The sequence below is a fragment of the Kitasatospora hibisci genome, from assembly GCF_043950205.1.
GTDB classification, from domain to species: domain Bacteria; phylum Actinomycetota; class Actinomycetes; order Streptomycetales; family Streptomycetaceae; genus Kitasatospora; species Kitasatospora hibisci.
The window spans coordinates 768,902-783,221 of sequence record NZ_CP171642.1; the positions used below are offsets into that span (position 1 = coordinate 768,902).

14 protein-coding genes are annotated in these 14,320 nt (G+C 75.1%); 5 read left to right on the top strand and 9 right to left on the bottom strand.

Annotation, left to right across the window (positions count from 1 at the left end):
• Window positions 1–37: 37 nt before the first annotated feature.
• The 4 genes from ACF9IK_RS03545 to ACF9IK_RS03560 form a co-directional block, all read right to left on the bottom strand.
• On the bottom strand, window positions 38–184 hold the full coding sequence (locus ACF9IK_RS03545; protein ID WP_395292772.1) for a DUF6126 family protein: 147 nt from the start codon (window positions 182–184) through the stop codon (window positions 38–40).
• A gap of 142 nt (window positions 185–326) precedes the next feature.
• Window positions 327–776 carry a hypothetical protein gene (locus ACF9IK_RS03550; RefSeq protein ID WP_395292773.1) on the bottom strand — a complete coding sequence of 150 codons (450 nt, stop codon included), beginning with the start codon at window positions 774–776 and terminating at the stop codon, window positions 327–329.
• 363 nt (window positions 777–1,139) lie between these two features.
• The gene (locus tag ACF9IK_RS03555; RefSeq protein WP_395292774.1) at window positions 1,140–2,294 is read right to left on the bottom strand and encodes a glycoside hydrolase family 3 N-terminal domain-containing protein; all 1,155 of its coding nucleotides are present in this window, start codon (window positions 2,292–2,294) and stop codon (window positions 1,140–1,142) included.
• 188 nt (window positions 2,295–2,482) lie between these two features.
• Window positions 2,483–4,036, bottom strand: a complete 1,554-nt coding sequence (locus ACF9IK_RS03560; protein WP_395298460.1) for a PLP-dependent aminotransferase family protein — start codon at window positions 4,034–4,036, stop codon at window positions 2,483–2,485.
• A 47-nt stretch (window positions 4,037–4,083) separates the two neighbouring features.
• Between ACF9IK_RS03560 and ACF9IK_RS03565 the strand changes: the two genes are divergently transcribed.
• A complete protein-coding gene (locus ACF9IK_RS03565; protein WP_395292775.1) occupies window positions 4,084–5,043 on the top strand; it encodes a methyltransferase domain-containing protein in 960 nt (319 codons plus the stop codon).
• A gap of 49 nt (window positions 5,044–5,092) precedes the next feature.
• Here the strand turns inward: ACF9IK_RS03565 and ACF9IK_RS03570 are convergent, their stop codons facing one another.
• On the bottom strand, window positions 5,093–5,611 hold the full coding sequence (locus tag ACF9IK_RS03570) for a MarR family winged helix-turn-helix transcriptional regulator (RefSeq protein WP_395292776.1): 519 nt from the start codon (window positions 5,609–5,611) through the stop codon (window positions 5,093–5,095).
• Window positions 5,612–5,734: 123 nt separating this feature from the next.
• Here ACF9IK_RS03570 and ACF9IK_RS03575 point away from each other — a divergent pair, with 123 nt between their 5' ends.
• Complete coding sequence (locus ACF9IK_RS03575; RefSeq protein ID WP_395292777.1) at window positions 5,735–6,646, top strand: EamA family transporter; 912 nt, start codon at window positions 5,735–5,737, stop codon at window positions 6,644–6,646.
• Window positions 6,647–6,704: 58 nt separating this feature from the next.
• Window positions 6,705–7,343 (top strand): NAD(P)-dependent oxidoreductase, encoded by a 639-nt coding sequence (locus ACF9IK_RS03580; RefSeq protein WP_395292778.1) that lies wholly within the window; start codon window positions 6,705–6,707, stop codon window positions 7,341–7,343.
• Here ACF9IK_RS03580 and ACF9IK_RS03585 read toward each other — a convergent pair.
• On the bottom strand, window positions 7,327–7,692 hold the full coding sequence (locus ACF9IK_RS03585) for a hypothetical protein (RefSeq protein ID WP_395292779.1): 366 nt from the start codon (window positions 7,690–7,692) through the stop codon (window positions 7,327–7,329). The two genes, ACF9IK_RS03580 and ACF9IK_RS03585, sit on opposite strands and share 17 nt — an antisense overlap.
• Window positions 7,693–7,786: 94 nt before the next feature.
• On the opposite strand from ACF9IK_RS03585, the gene ACF9IK_RS03590 reads away from it, so the two are divergent.
• Complete coding sequence (locus ACF9IK_RS03590) at window positions 7,787–9,388, top strand: alpha/beta hydrolase (RefSeq protein ID WP_395292780.1); 1,602 nt, start codon at window positions 7,787–7,789, stop codon at window positions 9,386–9,388.
• Between the two features lie 159 nt (window positions 9,389–9,547).
• Here the strand turns inward: ACF9IK_RS03590 and ACF9IK_RS03595 are convergent, their stop codons facing one another.
• Both ACF9IK_RS03595 and fusA read right to left on the bottom strand, forming a co-directional pair.
• On the bottom strand, window positions 9,548–9,910 hold the full coding sequence (locus tag ACF9IK_RS03595) for a hypothetical protein (RefSeq protein WP_395292781.1): 363 nt from the start codon (window positions 9,908–9,910) through the stop codon (window positions 9,548–9,550).
• Between the two features lie 249 nt (window positions 9,911–10,159).
• Window positions 10,160–12,241: an elongation factor G gene (fusA, locus tag ACF9IK_RS03600; protein WP_395292782.1), complete on the bottom strand. Its 2,082-nt coding sequence runs from the start codon at window positions 12,239–12,241 to the stop codon at window positions 10,160–10,162.
• 881 nt (window positions 12,242–13,122) lie between these two features.
• Here fusA and ACF9IK_RS03605 point away from each other — a divergent pair.
• Window positions 13,123–13,833, top strand: coding sequence for a hypothetical protein (locus tag ACF9IK_RS03605; RefSeq protein WP_395292783.1), 711 nt, complete (start codon window positions 13,123–13,125; stop codon window positions 13,831–13,833).
• Window positions 13,834–14,057: 224 nt separating this feature from the next.
• Here the strand turns inward: ACF9IK_RS03605 and ACF9IK_RS03610 are convergent, their stop codons facing one another.
• A complete protein-coding gene (locus tag ACF9IK_RS03610; protein WP_395292784.1) occupies window positions 14,058–14,318 on the bottom strand; it encodes a hypothetical protein in 261 nt (86 codons plus the stop codon).
• Window positions 14,319–14,320: the final 2 nt, after the last annotated feature.

Sequence of the window (14,320 nt, forward strand, 5' to 3'; positions counted from 1 at the left end):
CCGGACGCCGCGCTCGACGGTCTTGCCCGGCCGCCGCTCAGTACCGGTCGCCGAGCGCGGACGGCAACGGCACGAGGCCGGCGAAGAGGTGCGTGGCGAAGAGGTAGATGCCCGCGCGGACGAGCATGGCCTTGCGCCTGCGCCGCTCCTCCGCGGTGCCGTCGGAGCTGGCGCTGTCGGACATCGCCTGGGTCTCCTTCGGGCGGCGGGACCGCCGGGCGCCCGGAGCGGAGGGCGGCCCGGGCCCCCTTCCAGGGCCCGGGCCGCGCCGTACTGCGGAGGCGCCCGTTTCGTGCTGCGGACGCCTCCTCAGCAGATGACCGCCATCAGCAGGGGACGACGACGTCCAGGGTCACCGGAGCCGGGTTCCACGGGAACTTCGCAACGCTGAAAGCGGCGTGAACGGTCGAGCCGCAGGCCACGGCGCCGCCGACGCCCCGCACCTGCACGGTGCTGGCGGTGAACTGCGTGTAGCCGTTCACCGAACCGAGCGAGGCACCCCCGACCACCTGGCCGGACAGGCCGGTGATCAGCTCCTGAGGCTGCGGAGCCGGGCTGCCCGGGCTCGGCGGGCCCGCGAGGGAGATCTGACCGTACAGCTGGACCTGGTCACCGGCGATCTCGGCACAGACCTTGGTGGACAGCCCGGCCTGCAGGCCGGAGGCACCGCAGGTGACGGTGGTGGCGGCGGTGGCGGTCGCAGCACCGGCCTGGGGGGCGGCCAGCAGCGTCGCCGCACCGGCGACGCCGGCCGCGATCAGAGCGATTCGGTTCATCTGACTCTCCGTTCATCTCGCTAGGAAACCCAACCTGCCACATGTGACATTGCACAAACGGCAGGCCTCAACCCTGGCATGTGAATCGAATGTCCGAGTGGCGATCAGATCGAGAAATCACCCGACAGACCGGAAAACGACCTTGGATGGCGCGAATGCCGCCACCCGCTCCGCCCCCGTCGCGGGCCTGACGCCGCACGGCCCCCAACCGCCCCACCAGTCTTCACCGAGCCGTCACCTCACCGCCGGACGACCCGCTTCACCTGGCGCGGCGCACGTTCGCACCGGCTTCGACCCGCCCGCAGCGGCCACGGCCGGGGCCGGGCGGCCCGGCCCCGGCCCCGGCCCCGCAGACCGAATCGGTCACCGTGTCAGGGAGGAGCGGAGGTCGTCCACGCGGCGCAGGGCGGCGAGGAAGGCGGAGCGGTCGAGGCGACCGCTGTCGAGGGCGGCGGCGAGGGCCGCGGCCGCCTCGTCGCCCTGGGTGACGTCGCGGGCGGAGCAGAGCAGGAGGTCCATCCCGGCGTCCGCGGCGGCGACGGCGCGGGCCGAGGTGTCACCGTAGGGGGTGAGGGCGCCGGCCTCCAGGGCGTCGGTGACGGTGACGCCGGTGAAGCCCAGGCGGTCACGGAGCTCGCCCTGGATGGCGGCGGGCGAGAGGCCGGCCGGGCGCGCCGGGTCGAGGGCGGGGTAGACGGCCCAGGAGGCCATGACGAGGCGGACACCGGCGGCGACGGCCGCCCGGTACGGCTCCTCGCCGCGGGCGCGCAGCTCGTCGAGGGACACGGACAGCGTGACCGGGCCTTCGTCGGTGTTCTGGTCGCGCGGTGCGGCGCCGAGTCCGGGGAAGTGCTTGGCGGTGGCGGCCACGCCGAGGCCCTGGTGGGCGGCGAGGAAGGCGGAGCCCAACTTCCCGACCACAGAGGGGTCCTGGCTGTAGGAGCGCTCGCGGTGGTCGATGAAGTTGTCCGGCGTGTCGTAGACGTCGAGGACCGGGGCGAGGTTGACGTTGAGACCGGCGCCCGCGAGGTTGCGGGCGGCGCCGACGCCCGAACGGGCGGCCTCGCCGACCGGATCGGCCGCCAGGCCCGTACGGCGCGCGGAGAGCTCCGGTGCGCCGGGCAGTCGGCGGACCCGGCCGCCCTCCTGATCGGTCATCAGCAGAAGCGGCCGCGGTTCCGCCGCCTCGGCGGCGGCCCGACGCAACTGCTCCACTGCGGCGTGGAGCTGAGTGGGCGAGGTGATGTTCTCGCCGAACAGGATGACGCCGGCCGCGCGGCCCTCGCGAATGGCTCGGAGGAGGGCGGGCGGCGGGGTGGGGCCGGGGTAGGAGTAGACGATCCGACGACCGGCGAGCCGGCTGGAGTCCTCGGGCGGCACGACGGGCATCTCCTCCGTGACGGGTGGCACCGGCCGGTGCGACCCGCGTGCGGTGCCGGCCGGGGCCGGCGCCGGGCTCAGTGCGGTCAGCAGCAGTACGAGTGCCGCGACGTGTGCGGCCCGCCGAGGCGACGGCATGGTGACTCCCGGAAGGGGTGCGGGGCGGAACGATGGGAGAAGAGAAGGGACGGACGGGACGGGCCGGGGAACGCGGGCGTGGTCGATCCGGTCGGCCAGGGTATCGGCGCAGGGACCGCCGCCGCCCGCGCGCCGCGCCGGTGCCCCTGTCGGCCACCGCTCCCGCGGCCGCCTCACCCCCACCCGGGCTACCCGATCCGGCGAAGGAGCCGGCCCAGGATCGCGATTCCTTCCGTGATCCCACTCGCCGAGCCGGCCGCGTAGCCGAGGACGAGACCGGGCGGGTGCGGCAGACGGGCGTGCCAGGAGAGCGGCTGCACCTTGACGCCGTGGGCGAGCGCGGCTGTCGCGAGGTCGGTGTCGGAGCAGTCGAGGCCGGCCGGGAAGGTCACCATCAGATGCAGCCCGGCCGCCGCGCCGTGCACGACAGCACCCGGCAGATGGGCGTCGATCGCCGCGATCATCGCATCACGGCGGCGCCGGTGGCGCGGGCGCAACAGACGCAGGTGTCGCTCCAGCTCACCGGTCTCCATCAACCGGGCGAGGACGAGTTGGGGCAGGGCGGCGTTGCCGAGGTCGGCGAAGCGCTTGGCGGACAGCACGGCCTCGCGGTACCGGGTCGGGGTGAGCAGCCAGCCGGTGCGCAGGGCGGGGGCGAGCAGCTTGGAGACGCTGCCGGTGTAACAGACCTGTTCGGGGTGGACCGCGCGCAGCGCGGGCACGGGCGGGCGGTCGTAGCGGTGTTCCGCGTCGTAGTCGTCCTCCAGGACGAGACCGCCCTCGCCGGCCCAGCGGAGCAGTTCGCGGCGCCGCCCGCCGCCGAGCACCACGCCGGTCGGGAACTGGTGGGCGGGGGTGAGCAGAACAGCCGGGGCACCGGTGGCGCGCAGGGCGTCGACCCGGATGCCCTCGGCGTCGACCGGGACGGGTGGGGTGGCGGTGAGCCAGTGGCCCAGGTGCTGGCGGGTGCCGAGCGAGCCGGGGTCCTCGACGGCCACTTCGGTGACGCCGTCCCGGGAGAGGACCTGGCCGAGCAGGGTGAGGGCCTGGGCGGCCCCGGCGACGATCAGCACCTCGTCCGGGTCGGCGCGGATGCCCCGGTTGCGGGCCAGCCAGTGGGCGACGGCCCGGCGGAGTGCCGGTGTGCCGCGCGGGTCGCCGTAGCCGAGATCCTGGGCGGGCAGGTCGTCGAGGACCGCGCGTTCGGCCCGCAGCCAGGCCGCGCGGGGGAAGGCGGCGAGGTCGGGAACGCCCGGGGCGAGGTTGATCCGGGCGGGGGCGGCGCGCAGCACGTCGAAGCTCTCGGGGGCGGGCACGGTGTCGAACGGTGCGGGCGGCGCCGGGGCGGGTGGTGCGGGTGGCGGGGGCAGCGGTGCGGGGGCGGCCAGCACCACGGTGCCGCCCCTCCCCCGGCCGGCGATCTGGCCCTCCTCGGCGAGCCGCCGGTAGGCGTCGGTGACGACCCCTCGGGAGACCCGCAGCTCCACGGCGAGCACCCGGGTGGCGGGTAGTCGGCTGCCGGCGGGGAGGCTGCCGTCCGCGATGGCGGCGCGGAGCCGGGTGGCCAGCCAGTCGGCGAGTCCGCCGGGCGGGGCGGCGGCCGGGTCGAGTTGGAGGAAGTCGGTCCCGGCAGGTCCGGACGTCACGGCTTCGGCGGTGGTGGCGGCGGTGGCGTCGGCAGCGGGTCCGGCGGCGGGTTCGGCGGCGGGTTCGGCGCGACCTTTGGTCCTGTCCGCAGGCATCTCATTGGACCTGTTCACCGGTCCATTGTGCGGGCCAGGCTGGGGACATGACGACGACTACGACGACTACGACGGCGACCACGGCGACGGCGGACATGGTGACGGCCGCGGGCCGGGCGGGAACCACCGGGCCGACGGCCTCGCCGACCGGCGCTCCGGCCGGCACCGCGGCCGGCTCGCTCCGGGACACGACCGACCGCCCGACCGGCTACGTGCACGGCTATTCGGAGGCGGAGGCCGTGCGCCTCGGCGACCAGGCGAACACCCTCGTCGAGCTGCTGCACGCCGGCACGGCCTACCCGCCGGGAAGCCGGGTGCTGGAGGTGGGCTGCGGCGTCGGGGCGCAGACCGTCCACCTGCTCGCCGCCAACCCGGGAATGCACCTCACCGCGGTCGACGTCTCGGCCGACTCGCTCGCGCAGGCACGCGCCCGCGTGGCGGCGCTCGCTCCGGGCGCGCGGGTGGACTGGCACCACGGCGATCTGCACCGGCTGCCGTTCGTCGACGGCAGCTTCGACCACCTCTTCGTCTGCTTCGTCCTGGAGCACCTGGCCGACCCACCGGCGGCCCTGGCGGCGCTGCGCCGGGTGCTGAGGCCGGGCGGCACCATCACGGTCGTCGAGGGCGACCACGGCTCGACGTTCTTCCACCCGGAGAGCGGGGCGGCCCGGGCCACGGTGGACCACCTGGTCCGGCTGCAGACCCTCGCGGGCGGTGACGGCCTGATCGGCCGCCGGCTGCACCCGCTGCTGACCGGGGCCGGCTTCCGGGACGTCACCGTCCGCCCGCGCGCCGTGTACGCGGACGGGAGCCGCCCGGAGCTGGTGCAGGGGTTCACCCGGCGCACGTTCCTCGCGATGGTCGAGTCCGTCCGGGCCGAGGCGCTCGCAGCAGACCTCACCACGGCCGAAGCGTTCGACCGGGGCATCGCCGACCTGCGCCGGACGGCCGAGGAGGGCGGCACGTTCCACTACACCTTCTTCAAGGCACTGGCCGTCCGGCCCTGACCCGCCACGGTGCACACCGACCGCACCCGGCCTCCGGCGCGGACGGCGGTCACTCCGGGGCGGGGCCGCCGCGCCGGCTGGTGTCGCCGAGGTGGGTGAGCAGGGTGCGCAGGGCGTCCACCAGGGCCTCGGTCTGCGACTCGTCGAGGCCGGCGAGGACACGGTGCTCGGTGGCGAGGTGGTCGGGGAGGGCCCGGTCGATCAGCGCGTGTCCCTCGGGGGTGAGGGCGACGTCGCGGCTGCGGCCGTCGGAGCCGCTGGGGGTGCGGGTGACCAGGCCGCGCGCCTCCAGCCGGTCGAGGCGCTGGCTGATCGCCCCCGAGGTGACCATCGAGGACTCCAGCAGGCCGGTGGGGGTGAGGCGGTAGGGCGGGCCGCTGCGGCGCAGGGTGGCGAGCACGTCGAAGGAGGCCGCGTCGAGGTCGTGCTCGGCGAAGGTCTTCTTCAGCTCGGCGTCGACGAGACGGGTGAGTCGTTTGAGCCGTCCGATCACCTCCATCGGCGAGACGTCGAGGTCGGGGCGCTCCGCGCCCCACTGCCGCACCGCTCGGTCCACGTGATCTGCCACGCCGCCCACCCTAAACGATTGCTTAGCGGTGAGATACCTCACACCCCGCCAGCATGCCCGACCACCCTATTTGCCTTAGCGCTGAGATACATTGGCTTAGTGCTAAGGAATCGACTCGGAATCGTGCTCTTGACCGCTCTCGCCCCCGTCATCTGGGGGTCGACCTACCTCGTCACCACGGAACTGCTGCCGCCCGGTCGCCCGCTGCTCGCCGGGGTGCTCCGCGCCCTGCCCGCCGGGCTGCTCCTCGTCGCCGTCACCCGCCGCCTGCCGAAGGGGAGTTGGTGGTGGCGCTCGGCGGTCCTGGGCGCACTCAACATCGGCGTCTTCTTCGCCCTCCTCTTCGTCTCCGCGTACCGCCTGCCCGGCGGCGTCGCCGCCACCGTCGGCGCCGTCCAGCCGCTGATCGCCGCAGGTCTGTCGGCCGCACTGCTCGGCGACCGGCTCACGCTGCGGACCCTGCTCTCCGGCATCGCCGGCGTGGCGGGCGTCAGCCTGCTGGTCCTGCGGGCCGACGCCCAGCTCGACGCACTCGGCGTCGCGGCCGCACTCGGCGGTGCGGTCGTGATGGCCACCGGCGTCGTGCTCTCCAAGCGGTGGACCTCGCCGGCCCCGCTGCTCGCCACCACCGGCTGGCAGCTCACCGCGGGCGGTCTGCTGCTGGTCCCGGTGACCCTGCTGGTGGAGGGCCCGCCGCCGCCCCACCTCACCGGCTCCAACCTGCTCGGCTACGGCTACCTCGCCCTGATCGGTGCGGCCGTCGCGTACGGACTCTGGTTCCGCGGGCTCCGCGCGCTGCCGCCCACCTCCGTCACCTTCCTGGGCCTGCTCAGCCCGGTGGTCGCCACCACCCTCGGCTGGCTGGTCCTCGGACAGGACCTCGCTCCCGTCCAGGCGCTCGGCGCGGTGATCGTGCTCGGCTCGCTGGCCGCCGCCCAGATCCGCCGGCCGGCCCCGGCACCGACCACGGCCGGGCCGAAGCCGGCCCACCGGCCCTCCCCCGAATCGGCGACCGCTCCCGGCGCCCGGGCCTGACACCTCACACCGTCCGTACCCGGTCCTCCCGGACCGATCGACCCTCCCGAGGATCCCCATGCGTATCACCGTGTTCGGCGCAGCCGGCAACGTCGGCAGCCGGGTGGTGGCCGAGGCGCTCACCCGCGGCCACCAGGTCACCGCCGTCCTCCGCGATCCCGCCCGGCCACACGCCCTGCCGACCGCCGCCGTGACCGCCACCGGCGACGCCGCCGACGCCGAGGACGTCGCCCGGCTGTGCGCCGGTCAGGACGTCGTGATCACCGCCACCCGGCCGGCGCCCGGCAGCGAGTCCGAGCTGGCCGTCGCCACCAAGGGCCTGCTGGCCGGACTGGCCGGGACCGGCGTGCGGCTGCTCGCCGTCGGCGGCGCCGGGAGCCTGACCCTGCCGGGCGGCAGCGGGGCCACCGTCCTCGACGATCCCGGGTTCCCGCCCTCCTGGCGGCCGATCGCCCTCGCCTGCGGCGAACAGCTCGACCTGCTCCGGACCTCCACCGGGGTCGACTGGACCTACCTCAGCCCGGCCGCCCTGCTGGAACCGGGCGAGCGTACCGGCCGCTACCGCCTCGGGCGGGACGAGCTGGTCGTCGACGCCGACGGCCGGTCGGCCATCTCCATGGAGGACCTCGCGGTCGCCCTGGTCGACGAGGCCGAACGGCCGGCCCACCGCGGTCTGCGCTTCACCGTTGCGTACTGAGGCGCGGGACGGCGGTGGCGCTGACAGCGGCGGCGCCCACCACGGCCGCGGCCGCACGATCGCGCAGCGGCCGACGGGTCGGCGGCCCGCCGGTGGTCGACGGCGGGCCAGGTGGACGTGGGTGACGGCCGGGGGAGGCGACCATCCGGGTGACCCGGTAGCCGTCGACCGCCTCGCCCGGTTCGTCCGGCCGCCGCTCGTCACGGCCCGCGGGCGTCGGCGCCACGGCCGGGTACAGCTCGTCCACCGGCCCGGCCCGCAGGTACGGCTGTACGGTGGCCGCCCCGCCGCCCAGGTGTCCGTCCCGGCCCCCGGCCGCCGCGGAGGCCCGCTCCAGCAGCGGACCCACCGGCCCCGCCGTCCGGGGGGTGTCGCCTGCACCACCGGAAAGACGGGTGCGTGCACCATCGATCCGGCCGCTCCGGGCGACCAGGATCATCAACGTGAACCTGAGCGCTACGAACAACCCGACCGCTGCGACCGCGAACGCCGCCGCGTCCACGCGGCGCGCCCGGCGTCGGCGGGCACCGCTCGCCGCCCTGACCACCGTGCTCCTCACCGCCGTCGGCCTGCCCGTCGTCACCGGCGCCGGGCCGGCCTCGGCCGCACCAGGCACCGCCACCGTACGGGTCCCCGACCGCTACGCCCGGCAACAACTCGCCTGGCGCCCCTGCGCCGAGGCACCCGCGCTGGACTGCGCCGCGATGGCCGTCCCCCGCGACTGGCACCACCCGAACGCCGGGCCCGACGTCACCGTCGCGGTCTCCCGGCACCGGGCGACCGATCCGGCGAAGCGGCGCGGCACGCTGATGATGGCCGCGGGCGGGCCCGGCGGCGCCGGACTGCTGCGCCCGGACGGCCTCGTGCGCGCCGCACCGGCCCTCGGCGCGGCGTACGACGTGGTCGGCTTCGACCAGCGCGGGGTCGGCCACAGCACCCGACCGACCTGCCAGACCCCGGAGGAGTTCCGGGACTTCCTCGCCGGAGACTTCCGCGACGACACCCCCGCCGACCGCGCCCGCGTCATCGCCCGCTCCCGCAAGCTGGCGGCCGACTGTGAACGACGCAGCGGAGGCCTGCTGCCGTACCTGACCACCGAGCAGACCGTCCGCGACCTCGACCTCTTCCGCACGCTGCTCGGCGAGCGACGGATCAGCTACTACGGCCCCTCCTACGCCACCATGATCGGCGCGTACTACGCGACGCTCTTCCCGCAGCGGGTGGAGCGGATGGTGCTGGACAGCAACATCGGCTTCGACGGCTCCTGGGAGCGCTTCGAGCTCGGACAGCCGATGAGCTTCCAGCGCCGCTTCGAGGAGGACTTCCTCCCCTGGCTGGCCGCGCGCGACAGCACCTACCACTACGGCGCCACGGCCGCCGCGGCGAAGACGCACTGGGAGCAGCGGCGCGCCGCCCTGCACGACACCCCGCTCACCGACGGCGCACTCACCGTCGGCCCCAACCAGCTGGACAGCGGGACCATCCAGGCCCTCTACCAGGAGAAGAACGGCTTCCCCGCGCTGGCCGCCGCCCTGGCGGCGCTCGACGACTGGCCGGCCGCGGACCCCGTCGGCCGGCAGGCCGCGAACCAGCTGTTCGGCCGGTACCTCTCGCCGGAGTTCCTCGCCGAGTACTTCGCGGTGACCTGCGCCGACACGCCGTGGACGCGCGACCTCACGACCTGGGCGGACCGCGGCGCCGAATACACCGCCCGATGGCCGCTCGCGGGGGCCCGGACGCTCGCGTTCTCGGCGGTCTGCGCCTCCTGGCCGACGCCGACGGCGCCCCGGGTGCGGGTCACGGGCGCTGGTCTGCCGCCGACGCTGATGCTCAACTCCGTGCACGATCCGGCCACCTACTACGAGGCGGCGCTCGGTGCACACCGGGCGCTGCGCGGATCGCGCCTGGTCACGGTCACCGGCAACGGCGACCACGGCCAGTACCCCGGCCCCAACGACTGCGTCCGCGACCTCGTCGAGTCCTACCTGCTGGCCGGTCGGACACCCGTCCGGGACGTCAGCTGCGCAGCGCCACAGTCGTCCTGATCGCTGGGCGGCTGCGGGCGGTCGCCGGCGGCGCGGACCACCGGCCTCGGCCGTGCACCGTCCCCGCCGGGCACGGCGGTGGCCGCCGGAGAGGATCCGGCGGCCACCGAGGGCGTCAGCAGGGCGGGGGCGCGGGTGCGTGGGCGGCGCGGGGCGGTGTCAGGGGCGTTCCAGGGTGATGGAGTTGACCGGGGTGAGGTCCGCCCAGACACCGTTCTGGGCCGGCATGTCGTAGTTGCAGTTGGTGCCGTTGTAGCCGAGGCAGAGGTGGGCGTGGGCGCCGCCGGACTGGTTGTTGAGGACCCAGTGCCAACCGGTCTTGTTCTGCAGGTTGTGGGCGCCGTAGCTCCAGAAGACGTCGGTCGGCGGGGTGGAGGTGGGGGCGCCCTCGCCGTAGATGCAGACCGCCCCGTACGGGCAGCCGTCCCAGGCCCCGTCGGCCTGGGCGCCGGTGGCACCCACGGTGGTGACGGCGGCGGTCGCGAGCGCGAGCGCGGCGGCGGCGTGGAGGATCTTGCGCATGGTGGATCTCCTCTGATGTGGCTGGTCCGGCCAGTGCTCATCAGCGTAGGAGCGGCCCGGCGGCAGCGGTCCCTGACGGATGACAGGGTGGCGGTGCCGCAGGTGGGGGCCGCCGCCGGGGCCCGGCATCCGGGCAGACGCCGGGCTGGCGCGGCCCGGTGCGACGACGGCACGCCGCCGTCGCACCGGCCACCCCGCCGGCGGCCGGGCCCCGCTCCCGCTCGGGAACGGGACCCGGCCGGCGGCCCGCTACCGCGGCGCCCGGGCGTAGCCGGCGGGCCTGGCGGCGAAGGTGCCCCGGCCCTGGGTACGACTGCGCAACCTGGTCGCGTAGCCGAAGAGTTCGACCAGCGGCACGACGGCCGTCACGGCCACCGTGCCGCCCCGCGGTGCCGAGCCGTTCACCCGGCCGCGGCGCGCCGCGAGGTCGCCCAGTACACCGCCGACGGCGTCCTCGGGCACGGTCACCGTGACCTCGGTGACCGGCTCCAGGAGCAGCGGGCGGCAGCGTCGCAGCGCCTCGCGCAGGGCGAGGCGTCCGGCGGTGCGGAACGCCAGGTCCGACGAGTCCTTGGCGTGGGTGGCCCCGTCGGTCAGCGTGACCACCACACCGGTGACCGGGTGGCCGCCCAGGGGCCCCTCGGCCAGCGCGTCGCGGCAGCCGGCCTCGACCGCCTGGACGAACTCCTTCGGCACCCGCCCGCCGGTGACGGTGGAGCGGAATTCGAACCCTTCCGGCTCCTGGTCGCCGTCGCCACCCGCCAGCGGCGCCACGTCGAGGACGACATGGGCGAACTGGCCGGCACCGCCGTCCTGTTTGACGTGCCGGTAGACCAGGCCGGTCACGCCTGACGAGACGGTCTCCCGGTAGGCGACCTGCGGCCGTCCGACGGTGACCTCCAGTCCCCGAGCGGTCTGACGGATCTTCTCCACCGCGACCTCCAGGTGCAGTTCGCCCATGCCGGACAGCACCCGCTGACCCGTCTCCGGGTCGGTGCGGACCAGCAGCGACGGGTCCTCCTCGGCCAACCGGGCCAGCGCTGTGGCCAGCCGGTCGGTGTCGATGGCGTGCCGCGCCTCGACGGCCACCGTGACCACCGGGTCGGCGGTGACGGTCGGCTCCAGGACCAGCGGCTCGGCGGGCGTGCAGAGCGTGGCGCCCGCGCGGGCGGCCTTCGCCCCGACCACGGCGACGATGTCGCCGGCGGTCGCCGACTCGGTCTCGGCGTGCTTGTCGGCCTGCACCCGCAGGATCCGGGCGATCCGCTCGGTGCGCCCCGTTCCGGCGTCCAGCACGGTGTCCCCCTTCCGCAGTGTGCCCGAGTAGATCCGCAGGTAGGTGAGCCGGCCGGTGGCGGTGGCGTTCACCTTGAACACCAGGCCCGCGAACGGCCCCGCCGGGTCGGCGACGCGCTCCTGCTCGGCGCCGTCGTGCTCGCCGCGCACGGCGGGCACGTCGAGCGGCGAGGGCAGGTACGCGGTCACGGCGGCCAGCAGCGGCTCGATCCCCCGGTTGCGGTAGGCCGAACCGCAGAGCACGACCACGGCCTCGCCCGTGCGGGTGAGGTCGCGCAGGGCGGCGGCCAGCGTGCCGGGAGCCAGCGACCCGTGGTTGCAGAACTCCTCCAGCGCGCCCGGGTGCAGCCCGGCCACGGCCTCGTCGAGCGCCCGACGGCGCCGTTCGGCCTCCTCCCGAAGGTCCTCGGGCACGGGGCCCTCGCGGTAGCCGTCCGGCCCGGGACCGGCCGCCCAGGTGAGGGCGCGCATGCCGAGCAGGTCGACCACGCCGGTGAATCCGTCCTCCCGGCCGATCGGCAACTGGACGGCCAGCGGCGCCGGATGAAGCCGTTCCCGGATGGAGGCGACCGCGGCGTCGAGGTCGGCGCCGGCGCGGTCGAGCTTGTTGACGAACGCGATCCGCGGCACGCCGTGCCGGTCCGCCTGGCGCCAGACCGACTCGCTCTGCGGTTCGACGCCCGCGACGGCGTCGAACACCGCCACCGCCCCGTCGAGCACCCGCAGCGAACGCTCCACCTCGTCGGCGAAGTCCACGTGGCCCGGCGTGTCGATCAGGTTGATCCGGTGGCCGTCCCAGGAGCAGCTGACGGCGGCGGCGAAGATGGTGATGCCGCGGTCGCGCTCCTGCGGGTCGAAGTCGGTGACGGTGGTGCCGTCGTGGACCTCGCCGCGCTTGTGGGTGGCACCGGTCAGGAAGAGGATCCGCTCGGTGACGGTGGTCTTGCCGGCGTCCACGTGAGCGAGGATGCCGAGGTTGCGAACGGTGGCGATCGCGGCGGTGGCGTTGGTCGTGGTGACGAGGTCGGTGCGCATGGCCCGGTGCCTTTCATGGCGTGACGAGGGGTCGGACTGCGCGATTCACCGCGACGACGGCGCCGACGGGGCACGGCCGGGGAAGTCACGGCCGTACGGGACACCGCCCTCCGCCCACCCGGAGCGACCCGCGCGTGCGGGCGCCGATTGCGGGCGCCGTCGGCGGGAGCCGATCCGGCCACGAGCTGAGGAGGACGTGCGGTTCAGGCGTTCGTCGCGGACCACCGGTGCCGGCCGCGCAGCGGGCACCGGGTGCACGAGGACACCAGGATCACCTCGTACCGGGACGAGGGAACGACGACAGCGGTGCGGTAGCGCACGACCGGTCCCTCCCTGTACTCGTCACGGTGCGCCGCCCCCCGGACCGGTGGGCAGCGCGTCTCCGGGAGCCGAGTGTAGGGAGGGCGCCACACCGCAGTCACCGGGTTTTCCACGCCCGGCCCACGGACGATCGACGCACCGCAGGCCGAGGCCTGCAGGGTCCACGGTTGTCCAGGCCGGTGGAATCACCGTGGAGTTGGGCACCAGCCTTTCGCGCCGCGCCGCGCCGCACCCCGTCCCGGCTCCACACCCGCCCGGACTCCTGTCACGGAACCGCCGGCACCGCAGTGCGGAGAAGTGGTGGATCCGCCGCGCGCGCAGCACCAGGGCCGCCCGCCTGCGCGGGGCGGCGCGGCGCCGCCGACAGCGCCGACCGCTGGTCGGACCGGGCGAACCCGCCCTCCGGGATCGCCGTGTCCGGGACGGTGCCGTCGTTCCCACGAGCACCTCGTCACTCACCCCGACACCGGGGGCGCTCCGAACCGCTTCCTCCATCATCCGGGGGGGCGTGGACCCATCGGACGATCATCGGTTCGGTCCGTTGGCGCTACTGTGCCGGGGTGAACAGCAGCAATGACCTTCCCGACCGGGACGGCCGACCCGAACCGCTGAGGCCGGTGTGGCCGCGCAATCTGGCGCTCTCGCTGGCCGCGGCGGTGGCCGCGTACGGCGTGATGACCACCGTGGGCTCCTCGGAGGAGGGCGACTCGGGCCACCGGGCGGCCTCCGCTCCGCCGGCCGTCGCCGTACCGACCGCCGACCGACCCGTCGCGTCACTGGACCGGGTGTTCCCCGCCGAGGTGAAGGCGGCCGACGGCACGGTCTACACCCGAGTGACCGCCAAGACCCGGCTCTCCTGCCCGCCGGAGGGGTCGGTGGGCCCGCGGCTCGCCGGCCTGCTCAAGCAGGGCAAGGGCTGTGCCGGTGAGCAGACCGCGCTCTACCGGGACGGCCACGACAATCGGTTCAGCCTGGTTGTGTTCACCCTGTGGGACCCTCGGGACACCGCCCACGTGCTCATCGAGCTGGCCAAGGCCGCCGGCGACCCCCAGGTTCCCGCGCAGGCAGCGCCGATCGGGTGGGGCCTGCCCGCCCTGCCCGCCGACAGCGGCCGGGTGCAGTCCTTCGCCGGCGTCGACCGCGTCCTGGTGGTGGGGCTCGGACAGTGGTCCGACGGCCGGAAGGCCGACTACCAGAAGCTGGCGGACCGGCTCCAACTCGTCCTGACCGGCGTCACCGAGAACATCGGGCCCCACACGAGCGGGGTCTAGCAACGCGGGGCCCGGGCGGCTGTGAGGCCTTCGGGAACCCGAACCCCTGGATCAACGCGAAGGCCGGCGGCAGCGTCCGGCTCCGGCCGGTGATCGTGGGCTCCGGCGATCCACCGGGCGCCGTAACGGCCGACCGTCGGGGCCACCGACGACCGCAGCCGCCGGACTCCGAACGGCCGTGCCCCGGGGAGACGCCTCCCCGGGGCACGACCCGCGGACAACGCTCAGTTCCGGCGGCTGCGTTGGCGCAGCCAGGCGAGGCCAGCGATCAGGCCGACCGCCCCGCCCGTACAGAGCTTGACGGCGCCCTTGGCGAGCAACCAGCCCAGACCGGGCATCGTCCAGCCCAGCCAGTGGAAGACGACCAGCAGAACCGCCGCCGCACCGAGCGCCGCCACCACGCCGACGGCGACGGTCACCCCGGTGGAGAGTTCGCGTTCCTCGGGCTCCGTCACGCCCACGTCCTTCGTACCCCCATGGTCCATGA